The organism is Pseudomonas sp. KH_017, assembly GCF_057840285.1.
This window is the reverse complement of sequence record NZ_CM174509.1, coordinates 3,152,069-3,172,525: the sequence shown is the minus strand read 5'-3', so window position 1 is coordinate 3,172,525 and position 20,457 is coordinate 3,152,069. Positions and strand designations below refer to the sequence as shown.

General features: G+C 57.5%; 18 protein-coding genes and 1 tRNA gene. 14 read left to right on the top strand and 5 right to left on the bottom strand.

Annotated features, from left to right (window positions below; genetic code table 11):
• Nucleotides 1–362 precede the first annotated feature (362 nt).
• Nucleotides 363–1,598 (top strand): aromatic ring-hydroxylating oxygenase subunit alpha, encoded by a 1,236-nt coding sequence (locus AC3IT6_RS14445; RefSeq protein ID WP_489356442.1) that lies wholly within the window; start codon nucleotides 363–365, stop codon nucleotides 1,596–1,598.
• A gap of 114 nt (nucleotides 1,599–1,712) precedes the next feature.
• On the opposite strand, the gene AC3IT6_RS14440 is transcribed toward AC3IT6_RS14445, so the two are convergent.
• Nucleotides 1,713–2,666 (bottom strand): LysR family transcriptional regulator, encoded by a 954-nt coding sequence (locus AC3IT6_RS14440; RefSeq protein ID WP_172435296.1) that lies wholly within the window; start codon nucleotides 2,664–2,666, stop codon nucleotides 1,713–1,715.
• A 448-nt stretch (nucleotides 2,667–3,114) separates the two neighbouring features.
• Between AC3IT6_RS14440 and AC3IT6_RS14435 the strand changes: the two genes are divergently transcribed.
• The 9 genes from AC3IT6_RS14435 to AC3IT6_RS14395 all read left to right on the top strand — a co-directional run bounded on the left by AC3IT6_RS14435 (nucleotide 3,115) and on the right by AC3IT6_RS14395 (nucleotide 13,698).
• Nucleotides 3,115–4,152, top strand: a complete 1,038-nt coding sequence (locus AC3IT6_RS14435; RefSeq protein WP_489356440.1) for a quaternary amine ABC transporter ATP-binding protein — start codon at nucleotides 3,115–3,117, stop codon at nucleotides 4,150–4,152.
• A 48-nt stretch (nucleotides 4,153–4,200) separates the two neighbouring features.
• Nucleotides 4,201–5,166 carry a glycine betaine/L-proline ABC transporter permease ProW gene (gene proW / locus AC3IT6_RS14430; RefSeq protein ID WP_489356438.1) on the top strand — a complete coding sequence of 322 codons (966 nt, stop codon included), beginning with the start codon at nucleotides 4,201–4,203 and terminating at the stop codon, nucleotides 5,164–5,166.
• Nucleotides 5,167–5,233: 67 nt separating this feature from the next.
• Nucleotides 5,234–6,277, top strand: a complete 1,044-nt coding sequence (gene proX, locus AC3IT6_RS14425; protein ID WP_489356436.1) for a glycine betaine/L-proline ABC transporter substrate-binding protein ProX — start codon at nucleotides 5,234–5,236, stop codon at nucleotides 6,275–6,277.
• Between the two features lie 87 nt (nucleotides 6,278–6,364).
• Nucleotides 6,365–7,714 (top strand): MmgE/PrpD family protein, encoded by a 1,350-nt coding sequence (locus AC3IT6_RS14420; protein ID WP_489356434.1) that lies wholly within the window; start codon nucleotides 6,365–6,367, stop codon nucleotides 7,712–7,714.
• Between the two features lie 48 nt (nucleotides 7,715–7,762).
• Nucleotides 7,763–8,797, top strand: a complete 1,035-nt coding sequence (locus tag AC3IT6_RS14415; protein ID WP_489356432.1) for a GlxA family transcriptional regulator — start codon at nucleotides 7,763–7,765, stop codon at nucleotides 8,795–8,797.
• Between the two features lie 97 nt (nucleotides 8,798–8,894).
• A complete protein-coding gene (locus AC3IT6_RS14410) occupies nucleotides 8,895–10,046 on the top strand; it encodes an MFS transporter (protein WP_489356430.1) in 1,152 nt (383 codons plus the stop codon).
• 117 nt (nucleotides 10,047–10,163) lie between these two features.
• Nucleotides 10,164–10,805, top strand: a complete 642-nt coding sequence (locus AC3IT6_RS14405) for a dimethylsulfonioproprionate lyase family protein (RefSeq protein ID WP_489356428.1) — start codon at nucleotides 10,164–10,166, stop codon at nucleotides 10,803–10,805.
• 225 nt (nucleotides 10,806–11,030) lie between these two features.
• Entirely contained in the window at nucleotides 11,031–12,098 is a 1,068-nt protein-coding gene (locus tag AC3IT6_RS14400; RefSeq protein WP_489356426.1) for an alpha/beta fold hydrolase, read from the top strand.
• A 109-nt stretch (nucleotides 12,099–12,207) separates the two neighbouring features.
• Nucleotides 12,208–13,698 carry a DUF1254 domain-containing protein gene (locus AC3IT6_RS14395; protein ID WP_489356424.1) on the top strand — a complete coding sequence of 497 codons (1,491 nt, stop codon included), beginning with the start codon at nucleotides 12,208–12,210 and terminating at the stop codon, nucleotides 13,696–13,698.
• A 177-nt stretch (nucleotides 13,699–13,875) separates the two neighbouring features.
• On the opposite strand, the gene AC3IT6_RS14390 is transcribed toward AC3IT6_RS14395, so the two are convergent.
• Nucleotides 13,876–14,607 carry a hypothetical protein gene (locus AC3IT6_RS14390; protein WP_489356422.1) on the bottom strand — a complete coding sequence of 244 codons (732 nt, stop codon included), beginning with the start codon at nucleotides 14,605–14,607 and terminating at the stop codon, nucleotides 13,876–13,878.
• Nucleotides 14,608–14,687: 80 nt separating this feature from the next.
• Here AC3IT6_RS14390 and AC3IT6_RS14385 point away from each other — a divergent pair, with 80 nt between their 5' ends.
• The 4 genes from AC3IT6_RS14385 (at nucleotide 14,688) to AC3IT6_RS14370 (ending at nucleotide 16,865) form a co-directional block, all read left to right on the top strand.
• Nucleotides 14,688–14,861 carry a hypothetical protein gene (locus AC3IT6_RS14385; protein WP_489356420.1) on the top strand — a complete coding sequence of 58 codons (174 nt, stop codon included), beginning with the start codon at nucleotides 14,688–14,690 and terminating at the stop codon, nucleotides 14,859–14,861.
• A gap of 10 nt (nucleotides 14,862–14,871) precedes the next feature.
• On the top strand, nucleotides 14,872–16,188 hold the full coding sequence (locus tag AC3IT6_RS14380; protein ID WP_489356562.1) for an OprD family porin: 1,317 nt from the start codon (nucleotides 14,872–14,874) through the stop codon (nucleotides 16,186–16,188).
• 148 nt (nucleotides 16,189–16,336) lie between these two features.
• Nucleotides 16,337–16,582: a type II toxin-antitoxin system ParD family antitoxin gene (locus AC3IT6_RS14375; RefSeq protein ID WP_046043337.1), complete on the top strand. Its 246-nt coding sequence runs from the start codon at nucleotides 16,337–16,339 to the stop codon at nucleotides 16,580–16,582.
• Nucleotides 16,575–16,865 carry a type II toxin-antitoxin system RelE/ParE family toxin gene (locus tag AC3IT6_RS14370; RefSeq protein WP_008015847.1) on the top strand — a complete coding sequence of 97 codons (291 nt, stop codon included), beginning with the start codon at nucleotides 16,575–16,577 and terminating at the stop codon, nucleotides 16,863–16,865. The genes AC3IT6_RS14375 and AC3IT6_RS14370 overlap by 8 nt, the downstream gene beginning before the upstream one ends.
• A 118-nt stretch (nucleotides 16,866–16,983) precedes the next feature.
• Here AC3IT6_RS14370 and AC3IT6_RS14365 read toward each other — a convergent pair.
• From AC3IT6_RS14365 to selA, 3 genes are all read right to left on the bottom strand, one after another.
• Nucleotides 16,984–17,079 (bottom strand) — tRNA-Sec (locus tag AC3IT6_RS14365).
• Nucleotides 17,080–17,111: 32 nt separating this feature from the next.
• Nucleotides 17,112–19,019 carry a selenocysteine-specific translation elongation factor gene (gene selB / locus AC3IT6_RS14360; RefSeq protein ID WP_489356418.1) on the bottom strand — a complete coding sequence of 636 codons (1,908 nt, stop codon included), beginning with the start codon at nucleotides 19,017–19,019 and terminating at the stop codon, nucleotides 17,112–17,114.
• Complete coding sequence (gene selA / locus AC3IT6_RS14355) at nucleotides 19,016–20,446, bottom strand: L-seryl-tRNA(Sec) selenium transferase (RefSeq protein ID WP_489356416.1); 1,431 nt, start codon at nucleotides 20,444–20,446, stop codon at nucleotides 19,016–19,018. Before selA ends, selB begins: the two co-directional genes overlap by 4 nt.
• Between the last annotated feature and the right edge of the window lie 11 nt (nucleotides 20,447–20,457).

The window sequence follows — 20,457 nt, the reverse complement described above, 5'->3', positions numbered from 1 at the left end:
GCCAGAGGTTGTTTTACTGACTAAGTACCGTTAGCTGTTGAATCCAGACTGGCATGGGGCAATAGAGTGGTCAATAGCGTGCCTTCCTCGCATAGACATCTTTAAAGCGATATAGCGCACAGAGTCGAAAAACATTAATCCTTTAAATTCAATTGGTTACGAACAGCATCTTAAAGCCACGCTATCGATCGATAACATTTGTTTATGCATTGATAAGCGTAAAAGTTTCTTGTTGGGGTGTGATTGCAGACGTAGTCTTTACAACAGCGATATTTTATCGGCGAAATGACGTTACCCAATATCGAGATTGATGCAAACAATGGTCTTTTGTCGTCCCTTTGGTATTTTGGAGTGTGTTGACCGTGAGCACTAAATCGGCAGTTTCAAATCTAATCGCGCAGCGCAAGCCTGACCACGCGCTGCCAGGTGCCCTTTATAGCGATCCAGACGTTTACAGGCAGGATCTGGAACAGATCTGGCACAAAAGCTGGATCTTCGCAGGGCACACATTTGAGCTGGAGAAGTCGGGTCAGTACCTGTCGCTGCAAATCGGCGATTACCCTGTCGCGATCGTCCGTGGCGCAGACAAGCAGATTCGTGCATTCCACAACGCTTGTCGTCATCGCGGCTCCAAGGTATGCCCGCAAGCTAGCGGCAAGGTCGCCAAGCTGGTATGCCCTTACCACAAATGGACCTTCGAGCTGGATGGCAGACTGCTTTTCGCCGGGAACATGGGGGAGGACTTCGACAAGTCTCAGCATGGGTTGAAGTCCGTGCATTGTGAGGTCGTCGAAACGTACATCTATGTGTGCGTCGCTGATGTGGCGCCTGACTTTTCGTCATTCAGAAAATCTCTGACGCCTTTCGTTGCGCCTCATAACCTGGACGACTGCAAAGTCGCGTTTGAGTCGAACATCATCGAGAAAGGTAACTGGAAACTGGTTTTCGAGAACAACCGCGAGTGTTACCACTGCGATTTTACTCACCCGGAATTGATGCACTCATTCGTTGACAACCCATCAGTGGGTGGCGCCGGCGGCGATGAGGATCTTGAACTCAAAGAGCATTGGGATCGTTGCGAAGCGGCAGGCCTGCCCAGCCGATTGGTCATGGACGAAGACGGTCGCTTCCGCATGACGCGCATCCCCCTTTTTTCCGGTGCCGTCAGCTACACAATGGATGGCAAGCCTGCGGTTGCCGGTCGCTTGGACACAACCGGTGAAGCCAACATCGGTGCGTTGCTTTATTTCAACTACCCATCAACCTGGAACCACTTTCTGGGCGATCACGCGCTGAGCTTCCGCGTTCTGCCCATCGGTCCGGGCGAGACGTTGGTCACTACAAAATGGATCGTCAAGAAGGACGCGCAGGAAGGTGTCGACTACGACATCGATCACCTGACCAAGGTTTGGCTTGCAACCAATGACCAGGATCGCACCTTGGTTGAAGGCGCACAGGTCGGCGTCAGCTCTCCTGCTTACGAGCCGGGCCCATTGTCGGTGGCCAGCGAAATTGGTGTGTGTCAGTTTGATGATTGGTACTGCAAAACGATGCTTGAGCAGCTCAATGGCACGATCCCATTAAGATCTGTTGGCTAAGAGCATAACTGCCGGTGGTGAGAACCACGAATGATCACCACCGGCATACCCAAACTTCTCCCCTCCTCGCACCCCGAGTCACGGCTCAATCAGTACTCCTGTCTTCCAGACAGCTCAGGAAAACTGGGCGAGAATCCAGTCTCGTAGCCGACAACACGCGTCGTCATTGATCCGGTCTTCACGAAATGTCAGATAGTGCTGACTTTCATGGAGAACCACTTCCTCTTCGATCGGCCGAATCAGCGTGCCGTTTTCGATCAGGTTTGCAACCAGGTGATTCCATCCGAGGGCTACACCCTGATGGGTCAACACCATGCTGATGACCAGGTTGTAGTCGTTCGCGTTGAAAACGTGAGGGCTGTCGTGGGGGCGTTTCTCGATATCAACATCGTGATAAGCCAGCCAAACACCCCAATCAACGTGCTCCGCTACCTGGGATCTGCCATAGGGGCTGAGGTTGAGCAAAACCCCGTCGCGTAATCCTTCCAGGCTGGACAGCTCAGGGTGCTCCTCTTTGTAGCGAGGTGTGCACACAGGATAGATGACGTCATGAAACAACGGATAACTACGGTAGCCATCCTGAATCCTGGCCATTTTGGTGATGAAGATGTCCGGAGTTACACCCGGTTCCATCGACAAAAAGTTTTGAGTGGTGACCAGATTGAGGTCGATGTCTGCGTTCTTGGTAAAAAAACCTGGCAGCTTCGCTGCGAGCCAGAGGGCTGAAAACGCGGGAGAACAGCAAAGCGTCAACGTGCGCTTGCCTGCATTGTTGGTGCGAATGCGCTCCGCCGCCTGGGAAATGTTGACGAAAGATAGCTGTGCCGCATCAAAAAAGATGGATCCGGCTTCCGTCAACTCGACAGCTCGCCCCACCCTCTTGAAGAGATCCACCCCAAGGTACGCCTCAAGCTCCCGAATCTGACGGCTGATTGCCGCCTGAGTAACGCACAGCGCTTCAGCCGCACGCGTAAAGCTCTGATATTTGGCGGCGGCTACGAATGACTTCACTGCTTTCAGAGACGGCATTTTCAGCAGCGTCATGTCTGGATCGATGTGCTTAACCATAACCTAGAGTATTGAATATCCGGTTCGGGGCCCTTTGGAGGGCCGTTAGGGACGAGATCGGCGAGAGGGTTCCACCTAGAGCCAATGCTGGAGCGTAGCTGAAACAAAGGGTCTAAGACAGGGCCAGCCGTAGTCGTCTTCGCAACTAGCACTGCCGCAGTCGCAAATTGACATGACTCAATAATTGATAACATGACGTTATTGATTGGCTGGAAGAAATGTTGTTAGACGCTGACTCTATAAGGTAATAACTTGGTTCTCAAGGTACTGCTTAATTCAGCGCCGATAAAACAAAAATAATAAACATCACATAATAAAGAGGATGGTCACTATGACTATTTCCCAACCTTTCTCCCAGCTTGACTGCCCCCACAAGCACCGTCTGAACTGATCAAGACACGTACACCTGAATTCTTGATCTTATGTCGTAATTGCAGCAGGAGGGGTTATGAGTCTTGGTGACGAGATACTCTCGGTAAAAAACATTTACAAAGTCTTTGGTGCTCAGCCAAAACTCGCGATGGAGATGCTGGCGCACGGTGCTGATAAAAGTGAAATTTTCAGCAAAACCGGTCAAGTCGTTGGCGTTTTTGACGCCAGTTTCTCCGTAAAACGTGGAGAGATTTTTGTCATCATGGGGCTTTCCGGTTCCGGGAAGTCGACGATGGTCCGCTTGTTCAATCGACTGATCGAGCCAACCTCCGGAACAATCCATCTCAACGGCCAGGAAATCACCGGTCTGTCGGATGCCGATCTCCTCAGCGTTCGTCGCAAAGACATGAGCATGGTGTTTCAGTCGTTTGCCCTGATGCCCCACATGAGTGTGATCGACAACGTTGCTTTCGGCCTGGAAATCTCGGGTGTCGAGGAAAGCGAACGGCATAAACGTGCACTCGAGGCACTTAAACAGGTGGGGCTCGATGGCCACGCCTACAGCTACCCGCACCAACTGTCCGGCGGTATGCAACAGCGGGTAGGCCTGGCCCGAGCGCTGGCTAACGACCCAGCCATCCTGCTGATGGACGAAGCCTTCTCGGCGCTCGACCCGTTGATTCGCCACGAAATGCAGGGTGAACTGATCCGCCTGCAGGCAGAACAGCATCGCACCATCATCTTCATCTCCCATGACATTGACGAGGCGATTCGCATCGGCCATCGCATAGCGATCATGGAGGGTGGCCGGGTAGTACAGATCGGTACCCCGCAAGAGCTGCTTTGCAACCCGGTGAACGATTACGTCAGGGCTTTCTTCAAAGGTTTCGATGCCTCGAAGATCCTGAAGGCTGGCGATGTTGCCAGGATTTGTGCAGAGCATCCGTACGCCGTGGATCAATCCACGCCTACGCTGCGCGACGATGTACTCCTGCAGGACGTCTTTCACATCGTTGCCGATGCAGTTAATCCAGTTGCCGTCCTGGATCGCCAGGGTGTGTTCAAAGGCACGATCTCCAAGAGCCTACTGCTTCAGACAATGAGCCGACACTAATAGTCTCTATTAGCTGGCTTGCCAGGCTCGGACATTCAGGTGATTAGCATGAACGAATTCAGTTTTCTAGACCCGTTTCAATCCATCAACATCCCTTTGGGCCAATGGGTAGAAGTTGCCCTGAATTATCTGGTTCATAATTTCCGCGAGGTATTCCGCTCGATTAGATGGCCAATCGACCAAGTACTTAATGGTATTCAGTTCGGATTGTTGGCTATTCCTCCCTCAATATTCATTATTATTGCGACGCTCTTCGGTTGGCAGGTAGGAGGGAAAAAGATAGGAATCCTTTGTCTCGTCACCCTCACCCTCTTAGGAGTGATCGGCGTATGGAGTGACGCCATGATCACCCTCGCGCTGGTGCTCACTTCACTGTTTTTCTGTGCAGTTATTGGCATACCGCTGGGTGTCCTGTGTGCCCGGAGTGACCGGCTGGAGATGCTTCTGCGGCCGGTGCTCGACGCCATGCAAACACTGCCTGCTTTTGTTTATCTGGTACCCGTGGTGATGCTGTTTGGTATCGGCAACGTACCGGGGGTCCTGGTCACGATCATCTTTTCGGTAGCACCACTGGTCAGGCTCACCAATCTGGGAATTCGCCAGGTACCGGAAGACAAGGTTGAGGCCGCCCGGGCTTTCGGATGTACCCCACGCCAGATGCTGAGGCGAGTTCAACTTCCTTTAGCTGCACCAACGATCATGGCGGGTTTGAATCAGGCATTGATGTTGTCACTGTCGATGGTGGTGATCGCATCAATGATTTCGGTTGGTGGGTTGGGGATGATGGTGCTTCGCGGGATTGGCCGCCTTGATATGGGCTTGGCAACCGTCGGTGGCTTGGGCCTGGTATTGCTGGCGATTTTCCTTGACCGCCTGACCCAGGCGATGGGGGAGCGCAGTAACAGAGCAACCAAAGGTGAGCACTGGTATCAGACCGGCCCGGCGGGTGTCATTTATCGCCTGAAAAGAAAAAACACGATTACAAAAATAGAAGTTAGTCCCAAAGAAAGTTAACCCGCTCAGTGGCGCGTCGTGAACCAAAAGAAATGCCAACTTCGTAATCCAGCCAAGGTAAACAATAATGAACTTCACAACAGTCGGAATAAAACAGAAATTCATTCATTCTGTGGCGCTTTTAGTACTAGCGGTTTCACCTGTTTTCGCATCGGCCGCCACGGCGCAGTTGCCCGGAAAAGGGGTATCGATCACTCCCATTTTCCCGTCAATCGCCGAAGAGCGATTCCGCGGAGAGATTGCAATGGCGGGACTCAAGGAATTGGGCTACGACGTTGAGACTCCCAAGGAAACCGAGTACTCCACCATGATGGTGGCGATTTCCAATGGTGACGCTGATTTCTCGGTACATCTGTGGGAGGAACTGCACAAATCTTTCTACCAGAAGGCCGGCGGCGATGAGACGATGGTGAAAACCGGCGACATTATGCCGGGCGTGTTGCAGGGCTACATGATTGACAAGAAAACGGCTGATGAACACCACATCACCTCTATCGAAGATTTACAGAAACCGGAAATTGGCAAACTGTTCGATGCTAATGGTGACGGTAAAGCTGACCTCACTGGTTGCAACCCTGGTTGGGGCTGTGAACTCATCATTGCCCACCATATGAAAGCCTATGGCCTGGAAAAGACCGTTACCAATAACCAGGGCTCCTACTTTGCCCTGATGGCTGACACCATCGCTCGTTATAAACAAGGTAAGCCGATTCTCTATTACACCTGGGTGCCTCAGTGGATCTCCGGTGTTCTGGTCGAAGGCAAAGATGTTGTCTGGCTGACCGTGCCGCGTACGGATCTTCCAGGTGGCAAAAACGATGTCAACACTACCTTTAATGGTAAAAACCTTGGTTTCGCGGTAGACAGTGTCAAAGCGGTAATCAACAAAGAGTTTGCCGAGAAAAATCCGGCTGCCGTGAAGTTCCTGTCTGAAATGCAGATCACTACCGACGATGAAAGCGCGCAAAATCTCAAAATGCACGATGGCGAAAAAAGTGCGGCTGACATTACCCGGCACGCCAAAGAATGGATCGCGGCTCATCGCGCGAAATACGACAGCTGGCTGGCAGACGCACGCGCCGCGGCAAATACCGCCACCGCAAAGAACTAGTCCCTTCTTATAAAGCTGCGTAAAAGGTTGCCCTTCACAGGGCAACTTTTTTATCCGTTTCGGCGTTCATCACTCGGGAATATTGAAATGCAGTTGTATTCATTCGTCCAGAATTTCAGTTATAAGGACGCACCCCTGCATACACGCGAGTTGGTCAAAACTTGCCTGCTCGACATCATTGGCGTGGCCGCCGGAGCTCGCAATAATCAAACCAGCGTGATGCTCAAAACCTACGCTGACACCCACTACTCTGCCAACAAGCTGTCCAGCCGCCTTTGGTTCGACGGCAGAGCCGTACATCCATTGGGCGCCGCGTATGCCGGCGGTTTCTGCGTTGATAGCCTCGATGCACATGAAGGTCACTTCACCTCCAAGGGGCATGCGGGTGCAACCGTTGTCCCGGCCATTGTGGCATTGGTAGATGCGTACCGCAGTCAGGGCAAAGACATCAGCGGCGAAGAACTCCTCAGTGCACTGTGCATCGGTTACGAGACTGCCTTGCGGGCGGGCCAGGCATTGATGGCCACCGCCCCGGAATATCATGCCTCAGGCGCCTTTTCCGGGATCGGGGTCGTTTGCGCCGGAGCCCGCCTGCTGAAGCTTGATGAAACGACTTTCCGTCATGCGCTGGGCATCGCGGAATACTTCGGCCCGAGGTGCCCGATGATGCGCCTGGTGAGCTTTCCGAGCATGTTGCGCGATGCCCACGGCGCCGGGGCGTATGCCGGACTGAACGCATTACTGATGGCACAGCTCGGTGTCACTGGCGCTCCAGCCGCCACCGTTGAACCTTTGGAGATTTCCACTTTCTGGCAGGACATCGGAACCCGTTGGGAGATCGACGAGCAATATTTCAAACCGTGGCCGGTATGTCGCTGGGCGCAACCGGCACTCACGGCCATGACCGACTTGATGCGAGCACATCCAGTCATCACTGCTGAGTTGATCGAGACCATCGATGTCGAGACATTCCACGAGTCTGTGTGCCTGCAGGGGCATTTTCCGAAGAATGCGGACGAGGCCCAGTATGCGCTGGCGTTTCCACTGGCCGCTTTGATCGTTCGCGGAAAGCTGGGCCCTGACGAAGTCACCGGGGACTCCATTCATGCACCGGACATCCTGAACATCAGCGGGAAGATAACCCTTCATGAGGCGCCCGACCTCTCCGCCAGGTTCCCTGAGGAAATCCTCTCCCGCGTCACGGTTACCCTGAAAGACGGCACGCGTCTTACGAGCCCAACCGCGACGGCCAAGGGCGACCCCGGCAACCCTATGTCGAGTGCCGAACTCACGGCTAAATATCATTTGCTGGCGGATGACAGCCTGGGATCCACGCGAAGCAATGCGATCAAGAACAGTGTTGAAGCACTGTCTGAGAGCGATGACTGCCAGTCATTCTTTGATTTGTTGCTGTCTGCGCCAAAAAACGCTGTCTAGATTGAGCAACGGTTTCGTAGCTATTGGTAAAGGTGTCAAAGAGGACTTATGCCATTCGTATTCGAGAGCGTGCTTAAAGACAAGAACATGGGGTACTCCTATACGGCGCAGAAACCAATAAAGCCGCAGGCGGTGACTCGTGTAGCTTTCGTGCTTTTGAACAATTTCTCGATGATGTCGTTCACCGGCGCTATCGATGCGCTGGTGACCGCCAACCTGATTAGCGAGACACCGGCGTTTGAGGTGTTGACGGTCGGCATCAAGAACCGTCTTGTGATGAGCGATCTGGGAATCGCAATTTCAGCGGACCTGGAGTTATCCCAACTACCGGATCGTATCGATGTTCTCATTGTCGCTGGTGGTTTGCGAGTGAAGCTGATCAGCGACCCGCTGTTACGGCGCAAGCTACGTAACGTCGCCTCTCTTGGCGCGACCATGGGCGGTTTGTGGAATGGTGCGTATTTTCTGGCGGAAGCTCAGTTAATGGACGGTGTCGAGTGTGCCTTCCATCCAGATGGGCGAGCGATGATGGAGGATGTCTTCCCCAAGGTGCTCGTCTCTTGTCGAACGCACGTAATCGATCGAAACCGTATCACGTGCGCCGGCGCCAGCAGCTCGTTACGCATGATGCTGGAGCTCATCACCGCAAAACAAGGCGTGTCGCTGACCCATGCTGTCGAGGAAATACTCAGTTGCGATCAAACCGCTGAAGTCTCCGGGATTTCGACTGTCATCGTTGACTCTGACCCCACCTTGCCACAAACCCTGAAGCTCGCTTTAGAACTGATGCAAAAGAATATCGAAGAGCCGCTATCGATCGACGAGCTGGCTGAATGTGTGAACATTTCCCGACGACAATTGGAGCGTCGCTTCTGTCGTTTCGTGGGCGCAACGCCTACGCGTTACTACCTTGAGCTGCGCTTGACTCGAGCCCGGCAGCTTATTCTGCAGAGCAATCGACCGATCACCGATATCGCGATTGCGACCGGCTTCTGTAGTTTCGCCAACTTCCATATGCGCTTTCGTGACTTCTTTGGCGTAGCGCCGAGCAGTTATAGAGCAACGTATGAGCGCAGGCGCTGAGTTTCGAAACCCGGGCACGCGTAAAACATACGAAACCCGCAACTGTCCAAGCCGAGTAACCGGTGGCTGGCATCATCGATAAGGATTACCGAGAATTATGAATGCTCCATCGCCGGTGTTGATACCTACGGCTAACTACAGCGAGCGGATGTCTACACGCATTGCCTTCCTCATCGCGGGCTTACTCATGTCCGCCTGGGCACCTCTGGTTCCCTTGGTTAAAGCACGCGCCGGCCTGGACGATGGTGGCCTGGGGTTGCTGCTGCTTGGCCTTGGCGGTGGATCTATTGTGGCCATGCCCTTCGCTGGGTATCTCACTGCACACTATGGATGCCGACCGGTCGTAATCTGGGCGACGATTGTCTTGTGTGCCGTTCTTGCGCTGTTGAGCACCGTGGCCTGGCTGCCTGGTTTGGTCATCGCTGTCACTCTCTTCGGTGCCAGTATGGGCATGCTTGATTGCGCCATGAACATACAGTCCGTCATCGTCGAGAAAAACAGCGGGCAGGCACTTCAGTCCGGCTTCCATGGCCTTTACAGCGTCGGAGGCATCGTGGGCGCCGGGGCCATGACCGCTTTATTGACCTTAGGGCTGGATCCACTGATTGCGGCGCTCTGTATCGTTGCTATCGTTTTGGGATCGCTTTACAAGGCTGCGCCTGCTTTGCTGACTTATGGCGCTGAACGGGGCGGGCCATTGTTCGCGGTGCCCAGAGGTATCGTGCTGCTTTTAGGGACGCTCTGCTTCATCGTCTTCCTCACCGAAGGTGCAATGCTTGACTGGAGCGCAGTCTTCCTTGTCTCAAACCGAGGGTTAGAGCCGAGCATCGCCGGTTTGGGCTACGCATCCTTCGCCGCCGCGATGACGGTGGGCCGCCTGACGGGGGACGCCATCGTCAGCAAACTGGGCGGCGTGCGCGTCGTCGCGCTTGGCGGGCTTTGCGCAGCCGCGGGCATGATTGTGTCGCTTGGAATCGACGGCTGGCCCGCGTCCCTGGTCGGCTACGCCCTGGTCGGGGCTGGCTGCTCGAACATTGTCCCAGTGCTCTTTACCGCTGTAGGCCGCCAGCAACGTATGCCACAGGCGGTAGCCATCCCCGCTGTCATCTCGATGGGTTACGCGGGCATTCTGATCGGTCCCGTGTTTATTGGGGCGGTCGCCCATCTGAGCACCTTGTCGTTCGCTCTGGGCGGTCTTGTTGTTCTCCTCGTTTTTGTCAGTGCAACAGCACGATTTCTTCGCAATTAACCCAATCGTTTCCGGCGCGATATCAGCATTGGCCATTGCGAATCGAACTCTTCGCCCAGAAAACCAGAAGGCATTTCTCAAAGTGACCTGCCAGGTACGTTCAAGAGGTAAACGGTCATGCAGTCGTCTTCACAGATGTCGGAACAAGAACTCCTGATACAGGGCGTGGTGATGCGCGAGGCACTCCTGCGAATCCTGGCCCGTCATTCTCAAGTGAGTGGTGTTGATGGCGTGGATACACAAATCTGTGTTCGCGCCTTGAGCAATGCGCGCTTGGACATCGGCTTGCCTCCGTTCTCGGGCACTTCCCTGCCCGCTTGCCTGGAGCCCACGGTAGCGCGGGCATTGGCGGATGCTCCCCGAACGGATCGGGACTTCAAGATTCTGCTATCGGCTCTTGAGACCCTGCTGTCCAGTAGTCGCTGGATAAAGCGATCCGCTTCAGAAGGGGACGATGATGCGTTTGAAGAAAGGCATCGACATGCACTGATTCTCGGCAAGGGCGCACTGCTTGAATGTTCAACTTTGACAGTGGGGTTGGCGGTAATGGAGCCCGAACTTTGCTATCCGTACCACAAGCATCCTCCGGCAGAGTTTTATGTCGTTTTATCGGAAGGTTACTGGTACCGAAAAGATGTCGGCTGGTGGAATCCCGGGCCGGGCGGCGTAGTGTTCAACCCACCATCGGCTGTCCATTCCATGAGGTCAACCGACAAGCCGTTGCTGGCACTTTGGGGACTTTCCCATGCAGTGGATTGATGCACCGACAATCAGCAGACTGCTCGACTATCCAAGCTTATGACTGCTGCCGACTCGGCCCCGGGACTTGGTATCACAGTGTGTCAGCACGACACCTCGATACACAGACTTTCATCCGGCCGACGATTGGACACAGGCCAGATACGTTGCCGCGCTTCAATGCAAGCAAGGTTTGAAGGGGCTCGGACGGAACCCCTGACCCATGGCTGGTAATGGAGAGATCCCATGAAGATGGCACTGCGCAACAGCAACCCCGGCAAGACACGCCGCCACCTGGTCGGCCCTTCGATCCTCGCGCTGACGCTGTTCGGCGTACTCGGCGCGGCCCACGCACAAACGGCCGTCACCGCGCAGCCCGCGGTAACCCCTGCCGGTACCACCCAGGTGGCGCCCTCGCCGTTCGGCCCGCTCAAGCATGTCAACGCCGGGCTGCTGGACGTGGCGTACGCTGAAACAGGCCCGGCCAACGGGCCGGTGGTGATCCTGCTGCACGGCTGGCCGTATGACATTCACAGCTATGACGAAGTTGCGCCGTTGCTGGCCGCCAAGGGTTATCGGGTGCTGATGCCCTATGCGCGCGGCTATGGCGATACGCATTTCCTGTCAGACAAAACCCTGCGCAATGGCCAACCGGCTGCACTGGCCAGTGATGTCATCGACTTCATGGATGCCCTGAAGATCAAGCAAGCGGTGCTCGGTGGCTATGACTGGGGTGCGCGTTCGGCCGACATTGTCTCGGCGCTGTGGCCGGAGCGGGTCAAGGCGCTGGTCTCGGTCAGCGGCTATCTGATCGGCAACCAGGCCGCCGGCAAGAACCCGCTGCGACCGAAGGCGGAATTGCAGTGGTGGTATCAGTTCTACTTCGCCACTGACCGTGGTCGCGCCGGTTACGAGAAGAACACCCACGACTTCGCCAAATTGATCTGGCAACTGGCTTCGCCGAAATGGGCCTTCGATGACGCCACCTTCGACCGCAGTGCCAAGGCGCTGGACAACCCCGACCATGTCGACATCACCGTGTTCAATTACCGCTGGCGCCTGGGTCTGGTCCAGGGCGAGAGCCGATACGAAGCGCTGGAGCAGAAACTGGCCACGGTGCCGTCCATCAGCGTGCCGACTATCACCCTTGAAGGCGATGCCAACGGCGCACCGCACCCGGCGCCTGAAGACTATGCCAAGCGCTTTACCGGCAAATACCAGTTCCGGCTGATCCGCGGCGGCATCGGCCACAACCTGCCGCAAGAAGATCCGCAGGCGTTCGCCAAGGCGGTGATCGATGCCGATCATCTTTGAGGGCGATCTGACGTCTTCGCGCCTGCGTTGAACAGCACCGGGGTAAAGATGAGCTATCTTGAGAGCGACTCACCTGCATCAGGTGACTGCCAACAAGTAAGGACGCTTCATGAATCGTTTGCCCCGGCGCCATGCCCTCTTCGCCTTGACTTTCGCCAGTACGCTCACAGCCGCAGTCCTGTCGGGTACTCCGGTTTACGCAGCGCAAGCCACTGTCGCCGCTCCGGTCGCCAGCACTGTCTCAGGCCCTGTCGCCGGTACCAAAGTAACCGAGCCGTACGTACGCATGATGGCGCGCGAGGCGTATTTCTGGGCCTGGCCGATGGCCAACATCTTCAATCGTCGCCAGGCCTTCAAGGACCTGCCGGAACCCGGCTTGATGGGCGGAATCGTACCCGTGGCCCCGATCAATCGGCTGTCGATGCTCAGCGACTACATCGATCCGGCCGAACGCCTGGTGGCCTGCCCGAACCAGGACGTGGTGTACGGCGCCGGCAGCATCGCCCTGGACCTTGAACCGGTGGTGCTGCAAGTGCCGGACTTCGACGGCCGCTTCTGGGTGTATCAGGTGGTCGACCTGCGTTCCGACAGCTTCGCCGAACTGGGCAAAATGTATAACACCCAGCCAGGTTTCTACCTGTTGGTCGGCCCGGACTGGAACGGCAAGGTGCCGCCCGGCATCAAACGGGTGTACCGCTCGCGCACGAACACCGGGTTCGTGATCCCCCGGGTGTTCCAGGACGACACCGCCGCCGACCGCCAGGCCGTGCAGCCGGCATTGTCGGGCATCGACATGTACCCGCTGTCGCAATACGACGGCAAGATGAAGAAGCGCAACTGGGCCAGGCAGCCGAAATTCCCGGCCCAGGCTTCTGAAGGCAATGCCGAAACCAAATGGGTGGTACCGGAGAAGTTCTTCGATGAACTGCCGGCCCTGCTCAAGGACGCCAAGCCATTGCCGGGCGAAGAAGCCCGCTATGCGCAAATGGCCGCCCTCGCGGCCGTCGCCAAGGCCGACCCGCAACTGCGCGCCGCGATGATCGACGAGGCGAAAAAGGCCGATAAAGAAGTGATCGACCCGCTGTTGCAGTTCCGCAACTACGGCCTGCAATTGCCCAATCACTGGAGCACCGTAAGCAACGGCGCAGCGTTCGGCACTGACTATTTCACCCGTACCGCCGTCGCGCGCTCGAACATATTCGTCAATCAGCAGAAAGAGACCAAATACTTCTACCAGGACCTGGATGAGAACCGCCTGCGCCTCAACGGTCAGTACGGTTACAGCGTCACGTTCGCCAAAGGCAAGCTGCCGCCGGTCAAAGGGTTCTGGTCGCTGACGCTGTACAACGAACAGCACTTCTTCTCGCCGAACGAGCTCAAGCGTTACTCCATCGGTACCAAGAACAAATCCCTGCAAACCAATCCTGACGGCTCGCTGACTATTTATGTGCAAAGCGAATCACCGGGCAAGGATAAGGAAAGCAACTGGCTGCCCTCGCCCAAAGGCGCCGAATTTTCGCTGTATATCCGCGCCTACTGGCCGCAAGCCGATGCTCTCGACGGCGACTGGACTCCACCGGCGGTGGTGAAAACCAGATGAACAGGCTCATTTGATTTTTGGCGACATGGAAAACCCAGAGCCCCGTGGGAGCGAGCCTGCTCGCGAAGGCGGTGTGTCAGGTAACATCAATGCTGGATATGCCGGCCTCATCGCGAGCAAGCTCGCTCCCACAGGGTATATCGGCTCCCGCCGGTGTACGCCAAAACACGACTTTCGCTACGAGTAATGGATCTCACTCAAGTCGATCGACACCAGCAACGCTTCCTTGTTGACCTGCCCATCGGCCTTGCGCCGATAGGCTCGCCGCTTGCCTGGCATGCGCAATCCGTCGGCCTGGACGTAGTCATAAACCAGTTGGGCAGCGGGCATGCCGCCACTCACATCGACGTTGTAGTCGTGGCGGCGCAGCAGAAAGTCATCGCCGAAGTAGAAGTCCTGGATGGCGCTGTGGGTTGCGATGCTGTCGGGGAAGTGCACCCGCAAATGCCGCCAGAGCTCGGCGCCCTCTTGCAGGGGCTCGATTTCCTCGCAGGTGACGCCCGGCAAGGTGAACAGGAAGGGCATGGTCAGGTAGGACCACATCGCATAGCCGTTGAAGTAGGCCCGGTGCAACGGATCCCAGGCCGTGTGTTCCCCATGGCCCTTGAAGGATGCCCGGGGTGCCTGGCGCTCGGCAATCACCTTGCCCGCGGTATTCTCGATAGCGATTCGGTTCGGCGTATAGGCCGTGAATTGCTCCGGTGAGCCGAAGGGTTTCACCGAGGCTCTTTGTTCATGCAGCCACACGCTCATCTGGCGTGGCGCGCTGTCCTGGGTCAACCCTTTCATGCCCCAGAGCGAGCCGCCGGTGACGATCGTGGCGCAGACCTTATTGAAACTGTTCCAGCGCACCAGGCCGCCATGAGCGGTCAGTACCTGGTCCAGCAGTTCGCGATCCTGTGCAGACATGATTGCGTCCCCTCTTCGTCCGTTAGCGCTTGCATCATTACCAGAATAATGGATAGCCGGCCGCGTGCAGGACCGGGCCGATGGACAGCCGGATTGAGGTCAAACCACTTTGCGCACCCGGCATCAAACACAGCACACCGATTCAATATTCCCGCGCCGATCTACGCAACCATGACCACCTCACTTACCCCCGTAAGGACAGTGTCATGGCCATTGAAAAGGCAGTACCTGGCAAAACCCTGCCCCTGTGGTGAGCCATTGATAATCCTTTCCCCGCAAGACTCCAGGGCGACCATTGCCCTTTGCTTCTGCCTGTTGGCCAACCACGCACTGGCCGAGGAGTCAGCACAAGCCCCGCAAGGGTTTTTCGAGGGAGCAACGCTTGGCGTGCTCAGCCGAAACTTCTATCTGAACAGCGACTATCGATCCCCCTCGCCGACCGGCAAGAGCTACAAGGCCGAATGGGCTCAAGGTTTCATCAGCGCTTTTGAATCCGGCTTTACACCGGGCACGGTCGGCTTCGGCCTCGATGCCCATGCTTTTGTGGGATTGAAACTCGACGGTGGCAAGGGCCATTCCGGGACCGGATTGCTGCCGGTGGGCAGTGACGGTCGTAGCGAAAGCAACTACTCCAGCGGTGGGGGCGCGATCAAGCTCAAGGCATCGAAGACCACCCTGACGTTTAGCGAAATGGAGGTCGAATCCCCGGTATTCGACACTGCGGACAAACGCCTGCAACCGGAGTACGCCAGCGGTTTTCTGCTCAACAGCCGCGAAATCGACGGCATGAACCTGCAGGCCGGTCACTTCACGGCATTCAAGAATCAGGACAGTGCTTCAGGCAAGGGCAACTTTTTCGGTTATGGCGCCAATACCGAGGCCGGCGGCATTTCGTTTGTCGGCGCCGATCTGTTTACCCAAAGCCCGGTTGGCGGTGCGCTGTATACCTCGGAGCTGACCGACACCTGGCATCAGTACTACGGCAACCTGCACTTCAAGCAGGCCGAGGTGTTCCTCGACACCAACCTCTATCACACCCGGGACACCGGCCAGGCGCTGGCCGGCGCCATCGACAACACCGCGTACAGCCTGTCCGGCAGATACACGCTGGGCGCCCATGGTTTCACACTGGCTTATCAGAAAATCAACGGTGATACACCGTTCGATTTCGTCGGTGGCGATTCCATCTACCTCGCCAACTCGATCAAGTACGCCGACTTCAACGGCGCCCGCGAACGCTCCTGGCAGGTTCGCTACGACCTGGACCTGACTGCCTTCGGGGTACCCGGCCTGAAGTTCATGATCCGTTACGTCACTGGCGACCAGATCGACGGCACCCATGCGCCACAAGGCGGGGCTTACAACCCGTTCGACCCGGCGACCGGCACCTTCGTGCCGCAACAAGGTGATGGGGGCAAGCACTGGGAGCGGGACATTGATTTGAAGTACATCGTCCAAACGGGTGAGGCGAGGGACTTGTCGGTGCAGGTGTCGCACGTTTCGCACCGGGCCAACGAGGCGCAGGCGGGTGATGACATAGACCGGATATATTTAGTGATTCAGTACCCGCTGGGGTTCTGAGGAAAGCATTCGGCAATGATTCGGACTTGCCGCAAAGCTGCAATTTCTGTTGGGATTAGATGGATCGCAATAGAGGCTCGATTGCTCGATACCGCACCAATAGTATGATAGTTTGCACGCAGTCGACCATCTCCGTGGAGGCCCAATCATGGGAACCGTACGAAAAACCATCACTGTGACTGACCAGCAGGACAACTGGATCAAAGCGCAGATAGAAGCGGGCCATTACACCAACGACAGCGAATATATTCGCGATCTGATCCGTCGTGAACAGGAGCGCAGCGCTGAACTCGAAACGATCCGTGCCGCCCTTCGGGAAGGTGAATCCAGCGGAAAACCTCGCCCATTCGATCCAGCTGCATTCAAACAGAGAATGTTAACCGCGCATGGCTGAGTATCGTCTAACGCCTGCCGCAGAGGGTGACCTTGAGGCAATCTGGAGTTATACCGCTCGCCAGTGGGGCCTGGATCAGGCCAATCGCTACATTGACATCCTTACCTCAGCATTTGCGCAATTGGCCGAGCGCCCGAAAAAGGCGCCGGCCTGCGACACTATCCGTCCTGGTTATCGGCGCTGCAGTGTGGAGCGGCACATGATCTATTTTCGAATCACTGCGTACGGAATTGCGATCATCAGGGTCCTTCATGATCGGATGGAAGCGCAGCGCAATCTCTGACGACCCATTTCACAACCTCGTGTAAAAAGTGGACGAATGTGTTGCTTCGACCAACTGCCATCGCGAGCAGGCTCGCTCCCACAGGGGATGGGGTTGAGTCAGAAGGTTTGGGGTTGATTGGCGGAAGGCAGCCGGAGTCGAACCTGCCCGGGAACGGATGCCGTCCCCAACCGGGTTTGAAGCCCGGCCGCGCCACCGGGCGCGATTGCCTTCCTTGAATTCATACCTCTAAATCATGCCTCAGAATCATGTCTCTGTGCGCTGAGCCAACGCACTGTCCAGGCGTATCTGCCGACGATCTCCAAAGCGCCGGGTCAGGCCGATACGGTCGAAGTACTCCAGTATCTGGATGCTGCGCTTGCGACCCAGGCCCACCGCATCTCGAAACGCCGCCACCTGAATCACCGGGTTGACGTCTGCCAGTTGCAACAGCATAGCCGCCAATCGGCGAATCATGCTGTCGGTGTAAAACAGGTCGCGCACCACTTGATGCATCAAGCCCAGGCGCGCCATTTTGCGTAGCAATGCGCGGACGGTTGTTTCGTCATGCCCCAGGTTGCGCACCCAGGGCGGATTGATCTGCGCCGCGTCGAACAGCGGCTGCAATTGTAGCCACAAGGCTTCGTCCTCTTCGCTCAAGCGCACCTGATGCCCGGGCAGGTGCAACCACGGGCCGCTGCTGGCAATGTCGCCGCTGGCCAGCAATTCATCGAGCAGGCTGATGAATGTCGGGCGTTCCAGCGTGCTGCCGGTGAATCGACGCAGGCGATCCCGATCCGGGCCCATTTGATCCGGTTCGAGTTCATGGAAACGCGCGAGTTGATCCACTAAAGGCGCTTTCAAGGCTTCCCAGCGACTTGCACTGAACAGCAATGGGCCCTGCCGGGTATCGATCAGGCGCACGTCAGCGGGCAACACCCAGCTGTTGCGTGGTCGGTTGAACTGCCGCTCCAGGCGCTGCGGATCGAGCCCGGTGTCGCTATGGGCCAGCAACGCCGGCAAAACATCTTCCAGCCCGACACTGTTCGCCAGCGCACCCAGTTGCGCCAGACGTTCGGGGCTGCGGCGTTGCCGGGTGGGTGCAAACGGATCGAGCACCCGGCCGCCACCCAGCGTACGTTGAGCACTCTGGTCGCGCAGGATCAGCGGGTCGCCCTTCACCGCATGCACCGCTGTGTTGAGCAGCAGTTGCGCAAACATCCGTCCACCGGGCGCCAGGCTGGTGCCTTCCAGCAGGGCGACGCGCCCGGTCACGTCCTGGGTGCCGAGGTGCACATGCACCGGTTGAAAGTGTTCGAAGGCCCGGGGTTCGCCGGCCAGTAACTGCATGTCGATGTCCAGGCGCTGGGTAGGCGCGTACAAGCCCTCGGCCAGCAACCAGTGGCCCCGATGAATGTGTTCCAGGGCCAGCCGTTCGGCACTCAGGTTCAACGCCACGCGCTGGCCGGCAAAAGCGTGGTCGGCGGCCTGGTTTTGCGCGTGCAGGCCGCGAATGCGCACCGGTTTGCCTTGTGGCCCCAACAGCAGGGTATCGCCCACCGCGACCTGACCGGACAGCGCCGTGCCGGTCACCACGATACCGGCCCCGGCGACGCTGAAGGCCCGGTCAATCGCCAGGCGAAAACCACCTTGGGTACTGCGTTGCTGAACTTCACGCTGGGCTTGCAGCAATTCTTGGCGCAAGGTTTCGATGCCCTCGCCGGTCACGCTCGACAGCGCAATCAACGGTGCTTCGGCATAGGGTCCGGGCGCCAGCAAGGTGCGGACTTGCTCGCGCACGTCCTGCACCCGTGCGCTGTCGACCCGGTCGCACTTGCTTATCGCTACCAGTGCCCGAGGGATACCCAGCAACTGGACAATCGCCAGGTGCTCGCGGGTTTGTGGCATCACCCCGTCATCGGCGGCCACCACCAGCAACACCAGATCGATGCCCTGCGCCCCGGCCAGCATGTTGTGGGTGAAGCGCTCATGGCCGGGAACGTCGATGAAACCGGTCAGCTGCGCATCCGTCTCCAGCGCGGCATACAGGTAGCCGAGGTCGATGGTCATGCCGCGCTCCCGCTCTTCGCGGCGTCGGTCACCCGCCTGCCCGGTCAGCGCCTGGAGCAGCGCCGTCTTGCCATGGTCGATGTGCCCTGCGGTGCCGACAATCACCCTGCCCGGCCCTCCACCTGTAATTGATCAAGCTGCGCCAGCCATGCCGGTTCGTCGTCCAGTTGCCGCAGGTCCAGCCACAAGGCGTCATCGTCGATGCGCCCGAGGACCGCAATCGGCAAGGCGCGAAAGGCTTCTTCCAGCGTCAACAGGGTGCGCCCGCGCAAGCGTTTGGACGTCAACGGGCGCAGACACAGCGCTGCACTGGCCAGCCGTGCCACCGGTTGGCTGCCGCTGCCGATCATGCCCAGTGCCGGCATGGCACTGACGCTCCAGCCATCACCCAGCACCTGGGCCAGCGCTGGCCGCAAACGCTCGGCCTGGGCGAGGATATCGGCCTGTGGCCGGGTCAGCAGGCGCAGGCTCGGCAAGCGCTCGGCCAGTCGGTCCGGGTTGCGGTACAGACCCAGCACTGCTTCCAGGGCGGCCAGGGTCATTTTGTCGACCCGCAGCGCACGCTTGAGCGGGTTTTTCTTGATCCTGGCGATCAAATCCTTGCGCCCGACAATCAACCCGGCCTGTGGTCCGCCGAGCAGTTTGTCGCCACTGAAGGTGACGATGTCCGCGCCATCCAGCAGCGCCTGACGCACAGTCGGCTCTGCCGGCAAACCCCAGCGGGTCAAGTCCAGCAGACTGCCGCTGCCGAGGTCTTCGAGCAGCGGCAAGCCGTGCTGGTGGGCCAGTTGCGCCAGTTCGGCAGTCGGCACGCTCGTGGTGAAGCCTTGGATGCTGTAGTTGCTCGCATGCACGCGCATGATCAAGCCGCTGCGCGGGCCGATGGCAGCCTCGTAGTCGCGGGCATGGGTGCGGTTGGTGGTGCCGACCTCAACCAGCTTCACCCCGGCGCGGGCCATGATGTCGGGAATGCGGAAGGCGCCGCCGATTTCAATCAGTTCGCCCCGGGAAATAATCCCTTCCTTGCGCGCACCCAGGCTGTTGAGAGTCAAGAGGACTGCTGCGGCATTGTTGTTGACCACGGTCACCGCTTCGGCGCCGGTGAGTTCGCGGATCAAGCCTTCGATCAGGTCGTCGCGGTCTCCGCGCTTGCCGCTACGCAGGTCGAATTCCAGGTTGAGCGGATAGCGCGCGGCCATTTGCACCGCCTCGATCGCTTCTTCGGGCAACAGCGCCCGGCCGAGGTTGGTGTGCAAGACCGTACCGGTAAGGTTGAACACCCGACGCACCTGGCTGCGATGCTGGATGGCCAATCGCTCGCCGACCCTGCCCGCCAGCACGTCGGCGCTGACTTCTGCAGGTTCGAGCAAACCTTGCTGTACCCCTTCGCGCAATTCATCCAGCAATTGCCGCAAGGCGCCCAGCAAGGCGTCGCGTCCATAGCGCTCGGCCAACGGCTGGCACGCCGGGTGACGCAACAGACTGTCGATGGAAGGTAGACGCAGGGGTTGGCTGGCACTGCGTGCAGACATCTGGCGCTCCT

Excerpts from the sequence above, each read along its gene's own strand:
- AC3IT6_RS14385 (WP_489356420.1), top strand. The coding sequence starts at position 14,688 with ATGGACAGCCGGATTGAGGTCAAACCACTTTGCGCACCCGGCATCAAA.
- selA (WP_489356416.1), bottom strand. The coding sequence starts at position 20,446 with ATGTCTGCACGCAGTGCCAGCCAACCCCTGCGTCTACCTTCCATCGAC.
- AC3IT6_RS14405 (WP_489356428.1), top strand. The coding sequence starts at position 10,164 with ATGCAGTCGTCTTCACAGATGTCGGAACAAGAACTCCTGATACAGGGC.
- AC3IT6_RS14435 (WP_489356440.1), top strand. The coding sequence starts at position 3,115 with ATGAGTCTTGGTGACGAGATACTCTCGGTAAAAAACATTTACAAAGTC.
- AC3IT6_RS14420 (WP_489356434.1), top strand. The coding sequence starts at position 6,365 with ATGCAGTTGTATTCATTCGTCCAGAATTTCAGTTATAAGGACGCACCC.
- proW (WP_489356438.1), top strand. The coding sequence starts at position 4,201 with ATGAACGAATTCAGTTTTCTAGACCCGTTTCAATCCATCAACATCCCT.
- AC3IT6_RS14415 (WP_489356432.1), top strand. The coding sequence starts at position 7,763 with ATGCCATTCGTATTCGAGAGCGTGCTTAAAGACAAGAACATGGGGTAC.
- AC3IT6_RS14395 (WP_489356424.1), top strand. The coding sequence starts at position 12,208 with ATGAATCGTTTGCCCCGGCGCCATGCCCTCTTCGCCTTGACTTTCGCC.
- AC3IT6_RS14375 (WP_046043337.1), top strand. The coding sequence starts at position 16,337 with ATGGGAACCGTACGAAAAACCATCACTGTGACTGACCAGCAGGACAAC.
- AC3IT6_RS14400 (WP_489356426.1), top strand. The coding sequence starts at position 11,031 with ATGAAGATGGCACTGCGCAACAGCAACCCCGGCAAGACACGCCGCCAC.
- AC3IT6_RS14440 (WP_172435296.1), bottom strand. The coding sequence starts at position 2,666 with ATGGTTAAGCACATCGATCCAGACATGACGCTGCTGAAAATGCCGTCT.
- AC3IT6_RS14410 (WP_489356430.1), top strand. The coding sequence starts at position 8,895 with ATGAATGCTCCATCGCCGGTGTTGATACCTACGGCTAACTACAGCGAG.
- AC3IT6_RS14370 (WP_008015847.1), top strand. The coding sequence starts at position 16,575 with ATGGCTGAGTATCGTCTAACGCCTGCCGCAGAGGGTGACCTTGAGGCA.
- proX (WP_489356436.1), top strand. The coding sequence starts at position 5,234 with ATGAACTTCACAACAGTCGGAATAAAACAGAAATTCATTCATTCTGTG.
- AC3IT6_RS14390 (WP_489356422.1), bottom strand. The coding sequence starts at position 14,607 with ATGTCTGCACAGGATCGCGAACTGCTGGACCAGGTACTGACCGCTCAT.